Genomic DNA, 17,984 nt, shown 5'->3' on the forward strand with positions numbered 1-17,984 from the left:
CGTTGCTGTGCCGCTACGCGGCACGGGGTTCGGGGGAGAATCCGTGGCTTCCTGCTTCGTCGCGCTGTGCCAGGACGAGTCCTGGTCTTACCTGCGCTCGACAGGCTGCAACCGCCAGTCCGGCGGCCGTTTTCACGTTTTTCGCGGCATTGTGGTCCCGGTCATGGACCGTGCCGCACGCGGGGCAGGTCCACTCCCTGATGTGGAGAGGTTTGGGGCCGTCCTTGACGCCGCAGGCCGAGCAGGTCTGGGAGGTCGGCTCGAACCTGCCGATCTTCACCAGGGTGCGCCCGTACCTGACCGCCTTGTACTCCAGCATGGCCACAAACTGTGCCCAGCCCGCGTCATGCACGCTCTTGGCCAGCCTGGTGCGCGTCAGTGCCCTGACCGCCAGGTCCTCCACAGCGATCGCTTGGTTCTCGCGGATCAGCTTCGTGGAGAGCTGGTGGTGGAACTCGTGGCGCGCATCGGTCACTTGTGCGTGGGCACGGGCGACCTTCAAGCGGGCTTTCTCGCGGTTCTTCGACCCCTTCTGCTTACGGGACAGGTCCCGCTGGGCCTTCTTCAGCTTCTTCTCCGCGCGGCGCAGGAACCGCGGGGAGTCGATCACGCGGCCGTCCGAGAGGACCGCGAAATGCGTCAGGCCCAGGTCGATGCCGACCATCTGGTCGCTGTCGGGCATCGCGGTGGCGTCGGCGTCCGGGTCCGTGTCGATGACGAAGGACGCGAAGTATCGTCCGGCCGCGTCTTTGATCACGGTGACGGAGGAGGGAGGAGTGGGCAGGGTCCGGGACCACTTCACCTTCACCGCACCGATCTTCGGCAGGTTCAGCTGCCCGCTGCCGGTGATCGACCAGCGGGCATTGGCCGTGAACCGGATCGACTGCCGGTGGTCCTTGCGGGACTTGAACCGGGGCGCACCCACCCGCGTGCCCTTACGGGCCCCATTGAGGGAGGCGAAGAAGTTGCGGTAGGCGGCCTCGGCGTCACGCAGAGCCTGCTGGAGTACCACTGCGGAGACTTCTCCCAGCCAGCACCGCTCCACGGTCTGCTTGGCCCGGGTGATCAGCTTCTTGGACAGCTCACCGGCCGTCGGGAACGCTGCGCCCGCCTTCCGGGCGTCCTCACGGGCGCGCACCGCGTCGTTGAACACGACGCGGGCACACCCGAACGCCTGGGCCAGCGCGGTGCGCTGGGCGGTGTTTGGGTACAGGCGGAAGCTGTACCGAAGTTGCATGACGGCCACGCTACATACTTGGGTTATGGGTGAGATGCAGAAGATCAGAACTGGTCGGCGCTGTGTTTTCTTAATGCATGCGCACTTGGTCTTCGTGATCAGGTTCCGGCACAAGGTGTTCACGGATGCTCATCTGACGCGCATGGAGGAGATCATGCGGTCGGTGTGCGGGGACTTCGAGTGCGAGCTGGTGGAGTTCAACGGCGAGACCAACCATGTCCACCTCCTGGTGAACTTCCAGCCCAAGGTCACCGTCACCAAGCTGGTCAACTCACTCAAAGGTGTCTCCTCCCGCCGTCTGCGCCAGGAGTTTCCCGGCCTGGTACGGCACTACTGGCGGGCCAACAAGCGTGGCGGCGGGGCTCGAGGTGAGTCCTGGGCCGTGACGTAATCCTCGCTCTGCACCACGAAATCGGGCGTCATAGCGGGCATGGCGAGAGTCCTCACCGGAGTGGCGATGTCACGCACACCGGCTCCGAAGCACCCGCACCCGCGAACGCACGGTCGGGACCGTACGGGTAGATCGCTCACGTCCGGATCCGGAAACGGCTCCGTGTAGCAGCACCGTCCGATGCACCGCGACGGGTCGAGGTGCGGGAGGCGGCACGGCCACGAGCCGCACCGAACCGCAGGCCGAACCGCAGCCCCCGGTGGGCTCACGCCCCGTAGAACAGCTCCTCGACAAGGGCCCGAGCCCGCCGCGTCGTACGCCGGTAGTCATCGAGCATGTCCCCGACATGCCCCGGCCCATACCCCAAGTACCGTCCCACCGCGGCAAGTTCACGCCCGCCGGACGGGAAGGTGTCCCCCGCCCGCCCCCGCACCAGCATCACGGCGTTCCGCACCCGCGTGGCCAGCACCCACGCCTCGTCCAGTATCGCCGCGTCCTCGCCGGACAGGAGCTCCGCGGCACAGGCGGCGGCAAGCGCGGCCCGCGTCCGAGTGGTCCGCAGCCCCGGCTCCACCCACCCGTGCCGCAGCTGCAGCAACTGCACGGTCCACTCCACGTCGGACAGCCCGCCGCGCCCGAGCTTGGCGTGCAGCGTGGGATCGGCCCCCCGCGGCAACCGCTCGGACTCCATCCGCGCCTTCAGCCGCCGAATCTCCCGGACGGCCTCATCACCGAGCCCCTCCGCCGGATACCGCAACGGATCGACCAACTCGATGAACCGGCTCCCCAGATCGGCGTCTCCCGCCACGACTTCGGCCCGCAGCAGAGCCTGCGACTCCCACACCAACGACCAACGCCGGTAGTACGCCTCATAGGACTTCAGCGTCCGCACGAGCGGGCCGGACTTCCCCTCGGGCCGCAGATCCGCGTCCATCAGCAGCGGCGGATCCGCACTGGGAACCTGCAGCAGCCGCCGCATCTCGGACACCACGGCGTTCGCCGCCCGCGAAGCCTCCTGCTCGTCCACCCCGTCCCGGGGCTCATGCACGAACAGCACATCCGCGTCGGACCCGTAACCGAGCTCGTGCCCGCCGAACCGCCCCATTCCGATGATGGCGAACCGGGTGGGCAGCGTCTCCCCCCACCCGTCCCGCACCACAGCCCGCAGCGTCCCCGCGAGCGTCGCCGCCGTCAGATCGGAGACGGCAGCCCCCACCCGGTCCACCAACGCGCCCTGATCGGCGACAGCGGGCGTCTCCTCGGTGCCGTAAGAGGCGACGATGTCCGCCGCGGCCGTACGGAACAGCTCCCGCCGCCGCACCCCACGCGCCGCGGTGACCGCCTGCTCACCCCCGGCCGCGCGCCCCACAGCCGCGAGGATCTCCTGCTCGAGGTGGGCACCGGACCTCGGTTCGAGCCCGGCCCCGTCACCGTCCCCGAGCAGCGCCACCGCTTCCGGCGCACGCATCAGCAGGTCAGGAGCGAGCCGCCCGGCCGACAGCACCCGCGCGAGGTTCTCGGCCGCGGCGCCCTCATCCCTCAACAGCCGCAGATACCAAGGGGTCTTGCCCAGCGCATCCGACACCTTCCGGAAATTCAGCAACCCGGCATCGGGATCGGCGGAATCCGCGAACCACCCCAACAACACCGGCAGCAAGGTCCGTTGAATCGCCGCCTTACGTGTGACACCGGACGCCAGGGCCTCCAGATGCCGCAGCGCCGCGGCCGGATCGGCGTACCCGAGCGCGACGAGCCGTTCCCGCGCCGCATCGGGACTCAACCGGGCCTCGCCGGGAGCGAGTTGGGCCACGGCATCAAGCAGCGGCCGGTAGAACAACTTCTCGTGCAGCCGCCGCACCACGGCCGCGTGCCGCTTCCACTCACGGTTCAGCTCGACGACAGGATCGGACCGCAGCCCCAGCGACCGGCCAATACGCCGCAGATCGGCTTCGCCCTCCGGCACAAGATGCGTACGCCTCAGCCGGTACAGCTGGATCCGGTGCTCCATGGACCGCAGGAACCGATACGCGTCATCGAGCTGGACGGCATCGGCGCGCCCCACATAGCCCCCCGCGGCCAGCGCCTTCAGCGCGTCCAGCGTGGTTCCGCTCCGCAGCGACGTATCGGCCCGTCCGTGCACCAACTGGAGCAGTTGCACGGCGAATTCGACATCCCTCAGCCCGCCCGGCCCGAGCTTCAGCTCACGCTCGATCTGGGTGGCGGGGATGTTCTCGACAACGCGCCGGCGCATCTTCTGCACATCGGCGACGAAGTTGTCGCGCTCGGCGGCATGCCACACCAGCGGCGCCAGCGTGGCCACGTACTCCTCGCCGAGCTCGATGTCGCCGGCCACGGGCCGGGCCTTGAGCAGCGCCTGGAACTCCCAGGTCTTGGCCCACCGCTGGTAGTAGGCGAGATGACTGCTGAGGGTCCGTACCAGTGGCCCATTGCGCCCCTCGGGGCGCAGGTTGGCATCCACCGGCCAGATGCTGCCCTCGACGGTCGTCTCGGAGCAGATCCGCATCATGTGAGAGGCCAGCCGGGTCGCGGCCTGAAGGGCCTTGCGCTCATCGGCCCCGTCGACGGCCTCGCCCACGAAGATCACATCGACGTCGGACACGTAATTGAGCTCGTGGCCCCCGCACTTGCCCATCGCGATGACCGCGAGCCGGCACAGCGCGGCGTCGTCGGGCCCGGCGGTCCGGGCGATCGCGAGTGCGGCGCGCAGGGTCGCGGTGGCGAGGTCGGCGAGCTCGGCGGCGGTCTGGGCGAGATCGGTGGTGCCGCACACGTCGCGCGCGGCGATGGACAGCAGGCAGCGCCGGTAGGCGACACGCAGCGAGACCGGATCGGTCGCCTCGGCAAGCCCCCGCTCGAACTCGGCCACCCCGGGGTGCAGGTCCTGCGGCTCGTACGTCACGAGCGCGTGCCAGTCGCGCGGATGCCGGGCGAGATGGTCGGCGAGCGCGGCGGAGGCCCCTAGAACGCCCAGCAGCCGGTCCCGCAGGGGCTTCGCCGCGATCAGTGTGTCGAGCAGTTCCCGCTGGGCCGTGTGCCCGTCCTGCGCCTCGACGAGCCGGACAAGACCGTGCAGCGCCAGATCGGGATCGGCGGTCGCGCCCAGCGCTTCCAGGAGCACCGGATCGGACCGTACGGGCTCCAGCTCGGCGCTCTCCAGGAGACGCTCTGCGGCCGAGGGATCGGTGAAACCGTGCCGCAGCAGCCGCGAAAAGGTACTGCTTCTGCGCCCCGGCGCCGTCATCCTCGGCCTCCTGTCGGATCAAGGTCGTACGAACTTGAGCGTAACCGCAGTCCCTGAGAGAAGCGCCGGGGCGGGCGGCCACACCCCGGAGCGATGACTTCCGCCGGTGTGCGCGGTCTCCCCTACGGCGGGACCATCTCGATCGAGGAGGAGAACCATGTCCGGCACCCAACCGCAGACGGATCTCGACCCGCGCTACGGCAGCCCCGGGGCGACCGCGACCCCCTGGCCGAAGGCCCTGGCCCGGCTGGCCGCGGCCGAGCTGTACTGGCTGTCGACGGTGCGGCCGGACGGACGGCCGCACGTGACGCCGCTGCTCGGCGTCTGGCAGGACGGGGCACTGCACTTCACGACCGGCGCGCGGGAGCGCAAGGCGCTCAATCTCGCCGGGAATCCGCATGTCGTGCTGACCACGGGAACCAACACCTGGGCCGAGGGCTACGACCTGGTCGTCGAAGGTGAGGCGGTGCGCGTGACCGACGACGCGCGGCTGCACGGGCTGGCCAAGGCGTGGGAGGAGAAGTACGGCGCGGAGTGGCACTTCGACGTACGCGACGGCGCGTTCCAGGGGCAGGAAGGGCCCTCCTTCGTCTTCACTGTGGCGCCGCGGACCGCTTTCGGCTTCGGTAAGGGGGAGCCGTTCAGCCAGACCCGATGGCGGTTCCAGTGAGGCACCCGCGTGCGACGAAGGAGTCATCCCATGGACATGACCCTCGAAGTGATCCTGCTGCCGGTCTCCGACGTGGACCGGGCGAAGGAGTTCTACCGGGACAAGGTCGGCTTCCACGTCGACCTGGACGGTGACTTGTTGCGCAGGAAGTGACGCGGCCCCGGAGCGACCTCGCGCGATCGGCGTCCGCGCAGCGCTGACAGGCGCCCGAGCAGTCGTCATCGGTCGTCCTTGGTCACCCTGGGCCGCCCTTCGACGGCCCAGACACGGCCCAGATTGCATTAATCGCATGTCGCGCCGGGCTCCCTCTTGTCTCCGACGGCACGGCACCCGTACGCTCACCATTCGTACCGACTGGTCGGTATGCTCTGGAGAAGCGTCAGTGCGCGCCGATGCCGGCCTGCCGACCGTGCCGGCCGCCGATCCAACGCGACCGTCGAAGGAGCCGCCGGAGTTGAGCAGAATCAACGGCCAGGTGCGCCTGGCCGCACGTCCCGTGGGAGAGCCTCGGCCCACCGACTGGCAGCACGTCGAGGAGGCGATCCTGATGCGACTGTTCCGTGGTCACAACCACGGCAAGCTGGTGCTGAAGATCGCGGACCGACCGGGCTGAGGGGGAGAAACCCGATGAAAGCACTGACCTACCACGGCCGTCACGACATCCGCTACGGGGATGTCTCCGACCCGGCCGTCACCAGCCCTACCGACGCGGTGGTGCAGGTGACAGCGGCCGGCATCTGCGGCAGCGACCTGCACATCTACCGCGGCAACCCGTTCAGCTCGGAACTGGGCTACACGCCGGGGCACGAGTGCGTCGGCGTAGTTGTCGACACCGGCGGCAAGGTGACCCGCTTCAGGCCCGGCGACCGGGTTCTGGTGCCCGCCTCTGTCGGCTGTGACGAGTGCCGGTCGTGCGCGGCCGGGTTCACCGCCCGGTGCGAGCGCGCCACGTCCAGCACGGACCTCTGCTACGGGGTGAGCCCGCAGCTCCCGGGCAGCCAGGCCCAGGCCCTGGCGGTGCCATACGCCGACGTCAATCTGGTGCACTTGCCCGAGGGCATCTCCGACGAGGCCGCCGTCGTCCTGACGGACAACGCCCCCACGGCCTGGTACGGCTGCCGCCGAGCCCGCATCCAGCCCGGCGAGACCGTCCTGGTCATCGGCCTCGGCCCGGTCGGCCTCATGGCCGCCCAGTCCGCCTTCGCGATGGGCGCCGCGCGGGTGCTGGGCGCAGACCTGGTCGCGGAGCGCCGCGCCTTCGCCGCCACCCTGGGTGTCGAGCCGGTCGAGGGCGAGCACGCGCGGACGGCCATACGGGACATGACCGACGGACGCGGGCCGGACGCCGTGGTGGAGGCCGTGGGTTCGGACGCCACCATCGAACTCGCCCTCAAGGCCGTCCGGCAGGCCGGCCGGGTCAGCGTCATCGGGGTCAGCCAGAGCAAGGCCTTCCCCTTCCATATGGGACTTGCGCAGATCAAGGAACTGGAGTTCGCCATCGGGCTGTGCTCCGTGCATTACGAACTCCCTGCTCTGATCGCCCTCACCCGTGCCGGCCGGATCAAGCCAGAGGTCGTGGTCTCCCACCGCTTCGCCCTCTCCGAAGGCCCGGCGGCGTACGAACTGTTCGCAGGCCGCTCCGACGGCGTCCGCAAGATCCTTCTCGACCCCACGCGCTGACCCTCCTGCGCAGGGCCGCCTCGTCCGATCCCCCGCGGCAGGCCCTGCGCCTCTTGCGCGGCCCGGGGAATCCCGCCGCGTCGCCCCGCAGGGCCTCGGGTAGCCGGTTCCGGGGTAACAGGTTCCGCCGCCGAAACCGAGCGGCTCCAGGGCACCCGCGGCCTTCCCGCTTACGAGCGTGCGCTGGGCGCACTTCAAGGCCGTGCAGCAGACGCTGCCGGCGCCATCCGGTCGAAACACCCCGCATCATGAGCGCGAACGTTCCGCAGGACGACTGGTCGCCGCTGGGCGAGATGGCAGTTCCCGAGCAGGGGGCAGGGCGCATTCCCCCAGAACGACTGGCGTGGTTGCGGTAGTCCGTCTGGCATGTGCGGGCGGCGCAGCTGCGGTCATGCGACGGCGATGGCATGACTCCGCCGCGCCCCTGAAGGGGGCAGGCCATCGACCAAGCCGAGCCGACGCCGCCCACAGCCGCTCCCAGGGCCCCACCGTGCGGGCGGTTCACGCCACTTGGGACGGCCCACCGCTACACGTCGTCACGCTCCGGGAAGAGCACGTGAGCGGCGTCGAGAATCCGTTGCCGGGTCGCTTGTCGCCCTGCCGCAGTCCGAGTGCGGTCGGCGCAGGCGGCGGGACACGGCTGAGCCGGCTCATCCGAGCAGTTGCGCGCTGCCGACCGGTTCGCGCCGCTGCTGTCCATTGATGCGGTGCCGTTCGATGGACGAACGCCGGTACACCTCCTGCCGCACCCGCTGGATCTCGCCGACAGGCCGGTGCTCCTCGCGTGAGCGCCACGGTGTGATCGACGTGGCGTCGGCGGCCGCCACGTTCTCGTCCCCGCCGATGTCCTGGCGCGGGAGGTCCACATGGGCGACGGTCACCCACGGGGACAGTTCCTGGGGCCACTTCACGGAGGTGTTGTCCACCGGCATGTGGGCCAGATCGGTGTTGAGCTGCACCTGGAGTTCGAAGGAGTGGTCCCGTTCCGCGGCCTCGGCAACGAGTGTGTGGCGGAACGCCTCGTTGTCCGCGCGCACGTCCACGATCTCGTGCGTCAGGGAGGCCACGGACTCGGTCGTGGGCACGGTACGGATCTTGGCGATGTGGTCGCCGTACCGGAAGGCGCCCATGCTGTTGTAGGTGTACGACAGCAGGTTCCTGCGCGGGACGGTGGTGAACGACAACATGGCGAACAGTTCGTCCCACAGCCAGCTGTCGGGATCGGTGAGCGTGCCCCGGCGGGTCAGGAACTCCGCCATCCAGGTCTTGCGGCGGGCTGGGTTCACCAGGGCCTCCGGCAGCTCCGCGAACAGGTCCTCGATGACCATGTAGTCGTAGGCGGTGTTCGCGAAGAAGACATCGTTGTTGATCAAGTTGAGGTCGAAAGTACCGCTGTCCGGTTCGTCGTCCAGCAGTGAGGGGCCGGGGACCCCGAACAGCTTGATGCCCATCCCGCACGCCGCGCCCAGCTGGTGGTCGGGGCGCTGGTGACCAAGGCCGTTGGAGTAGCGGACGACGGCGTCGTACACGGTGGGTCGGGCGAAGATGCCCTGACCGTAGAAGCCGCGGTTGTCACCGACCGTGACCGTGGCCGCGAGAAGGCCGTAGGTCTTTCCGTGGGCCGTGCGGACGGCGCGGCCGACGACCTCGCGCTCGACCGAGGCGCGGGTGCGCTGCGCCATCTGTGCGACCACCGCATCCAACTCCTCCCGGTAAGTCCGACGTTCGGTGGGGCGGTAATCCTCGTAGCGGACGGGATCCATGGTGTTGCCTCCCTGCGCTGGGGTGTCGACTTCAGACGCTAGTCAGCAATTAAATTGTGCACAACATAACTGACTGTGGTGAATCACACGTTGGCGAGTGCAACCACGTCGGGGGCACACCGCACCCCAGGGTCGATGCATACGATGCTCGAAGGCGGACCGGGCGGCCGGCCTTGCACCCCGAGCGGGTGCCGACGGACGCCCACCCTGCCTGACCATCGCCGAACTTGACCGAGCTTCAGCGGTGGTGACGACCGTGGCCTCGCCATCGCCACCACGGGAACGCTCGCGCTGGACACGGGGCCAGGTCAGGGCCGGATGGCGTCCCTTGTCGTGGTGTAGCCGATCAAGGTGTGGGAGTGCGCGGGCGTTCGCCCGGGGCGCAGACCTGATGCGGGTGGCCGCTTCCTGACCAAGAGGCGCGCCACCGTGCAACTCTCCCTGCTAAGCGGAGGGTTGCTACCAGGCAGCCCGGAGAGGCCTGCAAGACGGCCCACAGACGGCCCAAGGCGAATATCGCCAGAGCGAGACCCGCACGCCTTGACCGCGGGTCTCGCCTGTAGTTTTGCGCGGACGCTGCTCTGACCTGCGCCTACAGCACCGGCAGGTTCTTGCGCAGCTCGAACGCCGTCACCTCGGAGCGGTACTCCTCCCACTCCTGCTTCTTGTTGCGCAGGAAGAAGTCGAAGACGTGCTCGCCGAGGGTCTCGGCGACCAGTTCGCTGCGCTGCATCAGGTCCAGGGCCTCGCCGAGGTTCTGCGGGAGGGGCTCGATGCCCATGGCGCGGCGCTCGGCGTCGGAGAGGGCCCAGACGTCGTCGTCGGCGCCCGGCGGGAGCTCGTAGCCCTCCTCGATGCCCTTGAGGCCCGCGGCCAGCAGCAGCGCGTACGCCAGATACGGGTTCGCGCCCGAGTCGATGGAGCGGACCTCGACGCGCGCGGAGCCGGTCTTGCCGGGCTTGTACATCGGGACGCGGACGAGGGCGGAGCGGTTGTTGTGGCCCCAGCAGATGTACGAGGGGGCCTCGCCGCCGGCGCCGGCCGTGCGCTCGGAGCCGCCCCAGATGCGCTTGTAGGAGTTGACCCACTGGTTGGTGACGGCGGAGATCTCCGCCGCGTGCTTCAGCAGGCCCGCGATGAAGGAGCGGCCGACCTTGGAGAGCTGGTACTCCGAGCCGGACTCGTAGAAGGCGTTGCGGTCACCCTCGAAGAGGGAGAGATGCGTGTGCATGCCGCTGCCCGGGTGCTCCGAGAAGGGCTTGGGCATGAACGTCGCCTGGACGCCCTGCTCCAGCGCCACCTGCTTCATGACCAGGCGGAACGTCATGATGTTGTCCGCCGTGGAGAGCGCGTCGGCGTAGCGGAGGTCGATCTCCTGCTGGCCGGGGGCGCCCTCGTGGTGGGAGAACTCGACCGAGATGCCCATCGACTCCAGCATGGTGATCGCCTGGCGGCGGAAATCCATGCCCACGTTCTGCGGGGTGTGGTCGAAGTAACCGGAGTTGTCGGCGGGGGTGGGCCGCGAACCGTCCAGCGGACGGTCCTTCAGCAGGAAGAACTCGATCTCCGGGTGCGTGTAGAAGGTGAAGCCCAGGTCGGAGGTCTTCGCCAGGGCGCGCTTGAGGACATAGCGCGGGTCCGCGAAGGACGGGGAACCGTCCGGCATCAGAATGTCGCAGAACATGCGGGCCGTGCCGGGAGCCTCGGCGCGCCAGGGCAGCACCTGGAAGGTCGACGGGTCCGGCTTGGCGATCATGTCGGACTCGTACACCCGGGCGAAGCCCTCGATGGCCGAGCCGTCGAAGCCGATGCCCTCGTCGAAGGCCTGTTCAAGCTCCGCCGGGGCCACGGCCACCGACTTGAGGAAGCCGAGTACGTCCGTGAACCACAGGCGTACGAACCGGATGTCCCGCTCCTCCAGTGTCCGGAGCACGAACTCCTGCTGCTTGTCCATCTTCCGCTTCCACCCATCCTTGCTGGTCAGGCCGCCTGCTCCCACGCCTCGTGGACGATCGGGGCACCTGAGCATCCCACCACAACACCATTTCGTGCGCGTTGCGGACCTTGATCACCTGGGCGACCACGGCCTGAACGCCTCGCGTACGGCAGGTGTCCTGCTCTGACGCCCATCTTGCCTGCTCGGCCGCGTCTCTGAAATGGCGGACCGCGGCCTTCCTCACACCCAGGCGTTTTAATTTGCATCTCAGATGCAAGTTTTACTAGCGTGCCGTGCAGACAAGAGGCCGCAACCGCCCCTTCCCGCCTCGGCCCTTGAGGAGTCCTGATGCTGTCCGAGCAGTCCGCCGCCACCGTGCGCGCCACCCTCCCCGTCGTCGGCGCCGCCATCGGAGAGATCACCGAGCGCTTCTACGACGGACTGTTCGCCGCGCACCCCGAGCTGCTGCGCGATCTCTTCAACCGCGGCAACCAAGCCGCCGGCACCCAGCGCCAGGCCCTGGCGGGTTCGATCGCCGCCTTCGCCACGTACCTCGTGGAGCACCCGGACGAGCGCCCCGACGCGATGCTTCAGCGCATCGCCCACAAGCACGCCTCCCTGGGCATCGAGCCCGAGCAGTACAAGGTCGTCCACCAGCACCTCTTCGCGGCCATCGCCGGGGTGCTCGGCGACGCGGTCACCTCCGAGGTCGCGGCCGCCTGGGACGAGGTCTACTGGCTGATGGCGAACGCCCTCATCGCCATCGAACGGCGGCTGTCCGAGGAGCGGGGCGGCGGCGGGTGGCGGGAGTGGGAGGTCCTCGAACGCGTCGAGGAGACCGCGGACGTCGCGACCTTTCGGCTGCGCCCGGCCGACGACGGCCTGGTGCCGGACTTCCGGGCGGGACAGTACGTCTCGGTGCAGGTCGAGCTTCCCGACGGGGCCCGTCAGATACGCCAGTACAGCCTCTCCAGCGCTCCGGGCTCGCCCGTGCGCCAGATCGGCGTCAAGCGCGTGCACGGGGGCGCCACGCCCGACGGCGAGGTGTCGAACCACCTCCACGCGCGCGTGGAGGTGGGCAGCAGGCTGCGGCTCTCCGACCCGTACGGCGATCTGGTCCTGGACGCCGACGACGCGCCGCTCCTGCTCGCCTCCGCCGGGATCGGCGTGACCCCGATGATCGCGATGCTGGAGCAGCTCGCGGCCACCGGCCACCGCACCCCGGTCACCGTCGTCCACGCGGACCGGTCCCCTGCCGAGCACGCCCTGCGCACCGACCACGAGGCCTACGCGGGCAAACTGCCGGACGCGGCCGTCCACTTCTGGTACGAGCAGCCCGAGCCCGGGCACCCGGCCGACCGCACGGGCCTGGTCGACCTCACCGGAGTGACGATTCCGTCAGGCACGCGCGCGTACCTGTGCGGTCCGCTGCCGTTCATGCGGGCGGTACGGGAGCAGCTCATCGGGAAGGGCGTGGCGGCCGCCGACATCCACTACGAGGTGTTCGGGCCGGACCTCTGGCTCGCGCAGCGCTAGAGAGCCGCAGCGCTGGAGAGCCGCAGAGTCGCCACAGAGCCACAAAGCCGCAAAGTTGCCGCAAGAGCGGCCGCAGAGCCGGAGAGCCGCGACGAGCTGGAGAGCTAGGGCCTCCTGGAGATCCCGAGCAGCACCGGCCCGGTCGGCGCGGCGACCATGTCCGCGACGGTCAGCGGGTCCAGTGAGGCGAAGAACGCCTCCTGGGCCCGCTTCAGTGCGCCCCGCAGACGGCACGCGGAGTGCAGCGGGCAGGGCGTGGCGCCCTCGCACTCGACGACGTCCCCGTCCCCCTCGAAGGTTCGGACGACGGCGCCGACCGATGCCTTGCGCCCCTCCTCGGTGAGCGCGAGGCCGCCACCCCGACCCCGGCGGGCCGCCAGCAGCCCGAGGTGCTGGAGCTCGGCGACCACCTTCGCGGCATGCGTGTATGGCACATCCATGTCCGCCGCGACCTCGCGGGTCGTGGGGGTGGACTCGCCTGCGACGGCGAGCCGCATCAGGACGCGCAGGGCCAGGTCGGTGGATCGCAACAGCCGCATACCGCGAGCGTAAATAATACGCATCCACGATTCAAATTATCTGGACGAGAGCGATCTTTCCTCCCGTACGAAAGCCACCTCTTCGGTCATTCCTGTGGGGCTTCGTGCATGCGTCCCCTCCTCCCCCACTACGATCAGCGGACCCGACCGTCCCATTCCCCACAAAGGACTCGCCATGGGTTCCGCCAAGAACAGCAGCAGCACCTCGCGCAAGGCGCGCATAGAGGAGATGCGCCGCGCCGAGCAGTCCCGCGAGCGTCGCAACCGGATCCTCACGATCGCCGCAAGCGTGGTCGTGGTCGCCGGTCTCGTCGTCGGCGGCGTCGTCCTCGTCAAGTCGCAGTCCGACAAGAGCGACACGGCGAGCGACTCCAAGGCGGCGTCGGGGCACTTCGTCACCGGCGCGGACGGCGTGAAGACCTGGAAGGGCACGCTGGCGCGCAACCACGTCACCAAGACCGTGACGTACCCGATGGAGCCCCCGGTCGGCGGTGACCACAACCAGGTGTGGATGAACTGCAACGGCGACGTCTACACCAAGGCGATCAACAACATGAACGCCGTGCACTCCCTGGAGCACGGCGCGGTCTGGGTGACGTACAACAGCAAGGCCTCCGACGCCGACGTGAAGGCGCTCGCGGCGAAGGTCAAGAAGACCCCCTACACGCTGATGAGCCCGGTCGAGGACCAGAAGGACCCGATCATGCTCAGCGCCTGGGGCAAGCAGCGCACGGTGACGGCCGCGAGCGACCCGAACGTCGACAAGTTCTTCGCGGAGTTCGTGCAGGGCAAGCAGACGCCCGAGCCGGGCGCCGCCTGCACCAACGGTCTGTCCCAGTGAGGCACGTCGGGTGGATCGCGGGGGCCGCGGCGGCCGTGCTCGTCGCGGCCGGGGCGATCACCTACGCGGTCGCCGACGGTGACGGCTCCGGGATGAAGGCGCCCACCGCCGACTCCGCCGACGCGGGTTTCGCGCGGGACATGGCGGTCCACCACCAGCAGGCCGTCGAGATGTCGTACATCGTGCGCGACCGCACCAAGGACGTCGAGGTGCGGCGCCTCGCGTACGACATCGCGCAGACGCAGGCCAACCAGCGCGGCATGCTGCTCGGCTGGCTCGACCTGTGGGAGCTGCCGAAGGTGTCCTCGGACGCGCCGATGACCTGGATGGGCATGGGCGACATGGCCTCCGGCAAGGACGGCGCGCTGATGCCGGGCATGGCCACCAACACCGAGATGAAGAAGCTGAACACGCTGAGCGGCAAGCAGGCCGAGATCTTCTATCTGCAGTTGATGACCGACCATCACAAGGGCGGCATCCACATGGCGGAGGGCTGCGTCGCCAAGTGCGAGGTCGGCGTGGAGAAGAAGCTCGCGCAGGGCATGGTCGACGCGCAGCAGTCGGAGATCAAGCTGATGGCGGACATGCTGAAGGAGCGGGGCGCGAAGGCTCGCGACTAGGGCATGGGACGGGTCCGGGGCAGCGCCCCGGACCCGTCCGCCCCCTCCGCCTGGTGGTCAACTGCCCTTCCGCCGCCTGATGGTCAACTGCGCCAGTCCGTACCGCACTTCAGGGGGACGCCGGTCGGCACCAGGCGTTCCACCGAACCCGGGCGGCCGTCGGTGACGGCGAGCTGGGCCTGGTTCAGGTATCCGATGAAGAGCTGGGTGTGGGCGGGCATGGCCGCGGGGTCGTAGATGAAGACGACGGTGTCGTCGTCCCGCCGTTCCCGCTTCACGACGTCCTCGACCCCCACCCCCGAGCCGTGTTCGTCCACCTGCGTGTGATCGTCCGGCCCCTTGCAGAACACCCCGGTCTTCACCAGGACGGGGAACCCCGCGTCGCGCAGCGCCTTCTGCAGCCCCGCCGGGTCCTTGAAGTACTGCTCCTTCGTCCAGGTCACCGCGACCGTGCCGTCCGTCCGCTTGGCGACGGTGAACGCGACGGACTCGGCGCCCCCGGACGGCGGCGCCGTCGACGGGTGGCCGTAACCCGGCACGCCGAGTGCGAGTCCCGCGGCCGCCGCCACACCCACGGCCGCCACGGCCACGCGCCTGCGCCGCCGCCGGACCGCGCGGCCCTCGGCCACGATCCGCTCGAGGGGCACGGGCAGGGTGACGTCGTCGAGCGAGCTCCTCAGCGCGTTCAGTACGTCCCTGTCGTCATCGATGGTGTTCACGATCCCGCCTCCGGGGTGTTGAGGGTGACAAGGTGGCCGCGCAGCGTCCCGACGGCTCGCGACAGATGGGCGGTGACGGTCCCCGGGGCGATCCCGAGCGTCTTCGCCGTGGTCGCGGTGTCGAGGTCGAGGAAGACCCGCAGGGCGATCACCTCCCGCTGCCGCAGGGGAAGTTGGCGCAGCACGGTCAGCAGCGCGGGGTCGAGCCCCGATCCGCCGGGCTGCGCGGCCTCGGCGTCCTGGCCGTCGCCGAGCGCGACCTCGTACCGACGCCGCCGCCACCACGAGATCCGGGTGTTGAGCGCCGTCCGTACGATCCAGGCGCGCGGGGCCGGATGCCGCCGCACCCGCGGCCAGACGGCCCAGGCCCGGGCGAACGCCTCGGCGACGAGGTCCTCGGCCAGCTGCCGGTCGCCCACCGCGGCGAGGACCGCGCGCAGGCAGACGTCCCGGCCGCACCGGTAGAACTCTTCGAACTCCAGCTGCTTCACACCCCCTTAACGCCATGGAGGCGCGAGGCGCTTACAGACAACGCGTCGCGCTTGCGGACGCGTCATGCGCTGCCGGACGACGCGATGTGCTTACGGAAACAAGCAACCCCTTGACAGAAGAAAAAGGGAAAACCCTCGATCGGGCAGCACCCCCTCTCCATACCGGCCCAAATCCACCCCAATCACTGCCACTTGGGGTTTCCTTGGCCTTTTCATTCCCCTGGCATGAACGGTTCATCGAAAGAGTGGCCCCCATCTGTGATCCATTCCCCGTGCCCTGGTAGGGCGCGGGTCTACGCGGATCGCCGACCAACCACTACATGCGACGAACCGCATCGCAGGGGGTTCTATGAGATCCAACCGCGCCAAAACGCGCGCCGGGGTGAGCATGGCAGCGACACTGCCGCTGCTCGCCGGCGCGCTGGCGCTCGGCATACCCGCGGCCCACGCCGCGGACGGCCCGAGCCGGGACACCCTTACGGGCACCAAGCCCGCGTGGGCCACGGCCAAGGCCGACAAGGGCGCCACGTCCGACAGCTCCCAGGTCTCCGCCCGGGTCTACCTCGCCGGCCGGGACGCCTCCGGTCTGGCGGCGTACGCCAAGGCCGTGTCCGACCCGAACTCGGCGTCGTACGGCAAGTATTTGAGCGCCAAGAAGACGCAAGCGCGCTTCGGCGCCACGAAGGCCCAGGTCGCCGCGGTGACCTCGTGGCTGAAGTCGGCCGGCCTGAAGGTCACCGGCACCACGCAGCACTACATCTCCGTGACCGGTGATGTCGCCGCCGCCGAGAAGGCGTTCGGCACCCAGCTGCACAACTACGCCAAGGGCAACAAGACCTACCGGGCGCCGTCGAAGACGGCCTCCGCGCCGGCCGCCCTGAACGGCGCCGTCCTGACCGTCACCGGCCTGGACAACGCCCCGCACAAGGCGACGCACAGCGACCAGCTGCCGCCTCCGGACGCGGTGTTCAAGAACTCCGGGCCGTTCTCCTCGTACTACGGCTCGAACATCGCGAGCACCCTGCCGGACGCCTACGGCTCGAAGATCCCGTACGCGGTCAAGGGCTACACGGGCAAGCAGCTGCGCGCCGCGTACGGCGCGGGCACGCGCACCGGCAAGAACGTGCGCGTCGCCATCACCGACGCGTACGCCTCGCCGACCATCGCCTTCGACGCGCAGACGTACGCGGGCAAGCACGGTGACGCCGCGTACTCCAGCGGCCAGCTGCGCCAGGTGCTGCCGAAGAATTACACGAAGACCAAGGAGTGCGGAGCGGCCGGCTGGTACGGCGAGGAGACCCTCGACGTCGAGGCCGTGCACGCGGTCGCGCCGGGCGCGAGCATCACGTACGTGGGTGCCGCCTCCTGCTACGACGACGATCTGCTCGACTCGCTGAACAAGATCGTCGACGGACACCTGGCCGACATCGTCTCCAACTCGTGGGGCGACATCGAGGCCAACCAGACGCCGGACCTCGCGGCCGCCTACGACCAGGTCTTCCAGTTCGGCGCGGTCGAGGGCATCGGCTTCTACTTCTCCTCCGGCGACAACGGCGACGAGGTCGCCAACACCGGTACGAAGCAGGTCGACACCCCGGCCAACTCGGCGTGGGTGACGGCGGTCGGCGGTACGTCGCTGGCGGTCGGCAAGGACGACAAGTACCTGTTCGAGACCGGCTGGGGCACCGAGAAGGCTGTGCTGTCCGACGACGGCAAGAGCTGGACGAACTTCCCCGGCGCGTTCACCTCGGGTGCGGGCGGCGGCACCAGCAAGACGGTCGCCGAGCCCTACTACCAGAAGGGTGTCGTCCCGGACGCGCTCGCCAAGGCCAACAACGCCGCCGGCAACCGTGTCGTCCCGGACATCTCGGCGATCGCCGACCCGAACACCGGTTTCAAGGTCGGCCAGACGCAGACCTTCCCGGACGGGACGGAGCAGTACAGCGAGTACCGGATCGGTGGCACCTCGCTGGCCGCGCCGGTGATCGCGGCCGTCCAGGCGCTCGCCCAGGAGGCGGGCGGCGGCAAGGCGATCGGCTTCGCCAACCCCGCCATCTACGCCAAGTACGGCTCGAAGGCGTACCACGACGTCACGGACAACCCCACGAACTCCGGGCTCGCCGTGGCACGTATCGACTTCGCTAACGGCTACGACGCGGCTGACGGTGTCATCACCTCCGTCCGCAGCCTCGGCAAGGACAGCTCCCTGAAGGCCGTGAAGGGCTACGACGACGTCACCGGTGTGGGTTCCCCCGCCCCGGGCTACGTCGACTCGTACCGTCGCCACTGACGACGCATC

At 69.2% G+C, this 17,984-nt stretch carries 15 protein-coding genes and 1 pseudogene; 9 read left to right on the plus strand and 7 right to left on the minus strand.

The window, feature by feature from the left end; translation table 11 throughout:
* Positions 1-13: 13 nt before the first annotated feature.
* A complete protein-coding gene (locus ACIBK0_RS12400) occupies positions 14-1,237 on the minus strand; it encodes an RNA-guided endonuclease InsQ/TnpB family protein (protein ID WP_399078518.1) in 1,224 nt (407 codons plus the stop codon).
* 25 nt (positions 1,238-1,262) lie between these two features.
* Here ACIBK0_RS12400 and tnpA point away from each other — a divergent pair, with 25 nt between their 5' ends.
* The gene (gene tnpA / locus ACIBK0_RS12405) at positions 1,263-1,628 is read left to right on the plus strand and encodes an IS200/IS605 family transposase (protein WP_399078520.1); all 366 of its coding nucleotides are present in this window, start codon (positions 1,263-1,265) and stop codon (positions 1,626-1,628) included.
* Positions 1,629-1,893: 265 nt separating this feature from the next.
* Here the strand turns inward: tnpA and ACIBK0_RS12410 are convergent, their stop codons facing one another.
* Positions 1,894-4,890 (minus strand): bifunctional [glutamine synthetase] adenylyltransferase/[glutamine synthetase]-adenylyl-L-tyrosine phosphorylase, encoded by a 2,997-nt coding sequence (locus ACIBK0_RS12410; RefSeq protein WP_399078522.1) that lies wholly within the window; start codon positions 4,888-4,890, stop codon positions 1,894-1,896.
* A 157-nt stretch (positions 4,891-5,047) separates the two neighbouring features.
* Between ACIBK0_RS12410 and ACIBK0_RS12415 the strand changes: the two genes are divergently transcribed.
* The 4 genes and pseudogenes from ACIBK0_RS12415 (at position 5,048) to ACIBK0_RS12430 (ending at position 7,240) form a co-directional block, all read left to right on the plus strand.
* Complete coding sequence (locus ACIBK0_RS12415) at positions 5,048-5,560, plus strand: pyridoxamine 5'-phosphate oxidase family protein (protein ID WP_399078524.1); 513 nt, start codon at positions 5,048-5,050, stop codon at positions 5,558-5,560.
* Between the two features lie 30 nt (positions 5,561-5,590).
* Positions 5,591-5,701, plus strand: a pseudogene (locus ACIBK0_RS12420) (VOC family protein); the annotation flags it as partial.
* Between the two features lie 313 nt (positions 5,702-6,014).
* Positions 6,015-6,173 (plus strand): hypothetical protein, encoded by a 159-nt coding sequence (locus tag ACIBK0_RS12425; protein ID WP_399078526.1) that lies wholly within the window; start codon positions 6,015-6,017, stop codon positions 6,171-6,173.
* A 14-nt stretch (positions 6,174-6,187) separates the two neighbouring features.
* Positions 6,188-7,240 carry an alcohol dehydrogenase catalytic domain-containing protein gene (locus tag ACIBK0_RS12430; protein WP_399078528.1) on the plus strand — a complete coding sequence of 351 codons (1,053 nt, stop codon included), beginning with the start codon at positions 6,188-6,190 and terminating at the stop codon, positions 7,238-7,240.
* Positions 7,241-7,890: 650 nt separating this feature from the next.
* On the opposite strand, the gene ACIBK0_RS12435 is transcribed toward ACIBK0_RS12430, so the two are convergent.
* Positions 7,891-9,003 (minus strand): catalase family protein, encoded by a 1,113-nt coding sequence (locus ACIBK0_RS12435; protein ID WP_399078530.1) that lies wholly within the window; start codon positions 9,001-9,003, stop codon positions 7,891-7,893.
* A 592-nt stretch (positions 9,004-9,595) separates the two neighbouring features.
* Positions 9,596-10,957, minus strand: a complete 1,362-nt coding sequence (glnA, locus tag ACIBK0_RS12440; protein WP_399078532.1) for a type I glutamate--ammonia ligase — start codon at positions 10,955-10,957, stop codon at positions 9,596-9,598.
* Between the two features lie 330 nt (positions 10,958-11,287).
* Here glnA and ACIBK0_RS12445 point away from each other — a divergent pair, with 330 nt between their 5' ends.
* The gene (locus ACIBK0_RS12445) at positions 11,288-12,475 is read left to right on the plus strand and encodes a globin domain-containing protein (protein WP_399078534.1); all 1,188 of its coding nucleotides are present in this window, start codon (positions 11,288-11,290) and stop codon (positions 12,473-12,475) included.
* Between the two features lie 104 nt (positions 12,476-12,579).
* Here ACIBK0_RS12445 and ACIBK0_RS12450 read toward each other — a convergent pair whose 3' ends face one another.
* A complete protein-coding gene (locus ACIBK0_RS12450) occupies positions 12,580-13,014 on the minus strand; it encodes an RrF2 family transcriptional regulator (RefSeq protein WP_399078536.1) in 435 nt (144 codons plus the stop codon).
* A gap of 175 nt (positions 13,015-13,189) precedes the next feature.
* Here ACIBK0_RS12450 and ACIBK0_RS12455 point away from each other — a divergent pair, with 175 nt between their 5' ends.
* Positions 13,190-13,855: a DUF3105 domain-containing protein gene (locus tag ACIBK0_RS12455; RefSeq protein WP_399078538.1), complete on the plus strand. Its 666-nt coding sequence runs from the start codon at positions 13,190-13,192 to the stop codon at positions 13,853-13,855.
* Complete coding sequence (locus ACIBK0_RS12460) at positions 13,852-14,475, plus strand: DUF305 domain-containing protein (protein ID WP_399078540.1); 624 nt, start codon at positions 13,852-13,854, stop codon at positions 14,473-14,475. The genes ACIBK0_RS12455 and ACIBK0_RS12460 overlap by 4 nt, the downstream gene beginning before the upstream one ends.
* An 83-nt stretch (positions 14,476-14,558) precedes the next feature.
* Here the strand turns inward: ACIBK0_RS12460 and ACIBK0_RS12465 are convergent, their stop codons facing one another.
* Positions 14,559-15,194, minus strand: coding sequence for a hypothetical protein (locus ACIBK0_RS12465; protein WP_399078542.1), 636 nt, complete (start codon positions 15,192-15,194; stop codon positions 14,559-14,561).
* Complete coding sequence (locus tag ACIBK0_RS12470) at positions 15,191-15,685, minus strand: SigE family RNA polymerase sigma factor (protein ID WP_399078545.1); 495 nt, start codon at positions 15,683-15,685, stop codon at positions 15,191-15,193. Before ACIBK0_RS12470 ends, ACIBK0_RS12465 begins: the two co-directional genes overlap by 4 nt.
* 349 nt (positions 15,686-16,034) lie before the next feature.
* Between ACIBK0_RS12470 and ACIBK0_RS12475 the strand changes: the two genes are divergently transcribed.
* The gene (locus ACIBK0_RS12475) at positions 16,035-17,975 is read left to right on the plus strand and encodes a protease pro-enzyme activation domain-containing protein (RefSeq protein ID WP_399078547.1); all 1,941 of its coding nucleotides are present in this window, start codon (positions 16,035-16,037) and stop codon (positions 17,973-17,975) included.
* The last annotated feature ends 9 nt before the right edge of the window (positions 17,976-17,984 follow it).

The organism is Streptomyces sp. NPDC050564 (assembly GCF_044457265.1).
In the GTDB taxonomy this organism is placed as follows: Bacteria; Actinomycetota; Actinomycetes; order Streptomycetales; family Streptomycetaceae; genus Streptomyces.

Excerpts from the sequence above, each read along its gene's own strand:
- ACIBK0_RS12400 (WP_399078518.1), bottom strand. The coding sequence starts at position 1,237 with ATGCAACTTCGGTACAGCTTCCGCCTGTACCCAAACACCGCCCAGCGC.
- tnpA (WP_399078520.1), top strand. The coding sequence starts at position 1,263 with ATGGGTGAGATGCAGAAGATCAGAACTGGTCGGCGCTGTGTTTTCTTA.
- ACIBK0_RS12410 (WP_399078522.1), bottom strand. The coding sequence starts at position 4,890 with ATGACGGCGCCGGGGCGCAGAAGCAGTACCTTTTCGCGGCTGCTGCGG.
- ACIBK0_RS12415 (WP_399078524.1), top strand. The coding sequence starts at position 5,048 with ATGTCCGGCACCCAACCGCAGACGGATCTCGACCCGCGCTACGGCAGC.
- ACIBK0_RS12430 (WP_399078528.1), top strand. The coding sequence starts at position 6,188 with ATGAAAGCACTGACCTACCACGGCCGTCACGACATCCGCTACGGGGAT.
- ACIBK0_RS12435 (WP_399078530.1), bottom strand. The coding sequence starts at position 9,003 with ATGGATCCCGTCCGCTACGAGGATTACCGCCCCACCGAACGTCGGACT.
- glnA (WP_399078532.1), bottom strand. The coding sequence starts at position 10,957 with ATGGACAAGCAGCAGGAGTTCGTGCTCCGGACACTGGAGGAGCGGGAC.
- ACIBK0_RS12445 (WP_399078534.1), top strand. The coding sequence starts at position 11,288 with ATGCTGTCCGAGCAGTCCGCCGCCACCGTGCGCGCCACCCTCCCCGTC.
- ACIBK0_RS12450 (WP_399078536.1), bottom strand. The coding sequence starts at position 13,014 with ATGCGGCTGTTGCGATCCACCGACCTGGCCCTGCGCGTCCTGATGCGG.
- ACIBK0_RS12455 (WP_399078538.1), top strand. The coding sequence starts at position 13,190 with ATGGGTTCCGCCAAGAACAGCAGCAGCACCTCGCGCAAGGCGCGCATA.
- ACIBK0_RS12475 (WP_399078547.1), top strand. The coding sequence starts at position 16,035 with ATGAGATCCAACCGCGCCAAAACGCGCGCCGGGGTGAGCATGGCAGCG.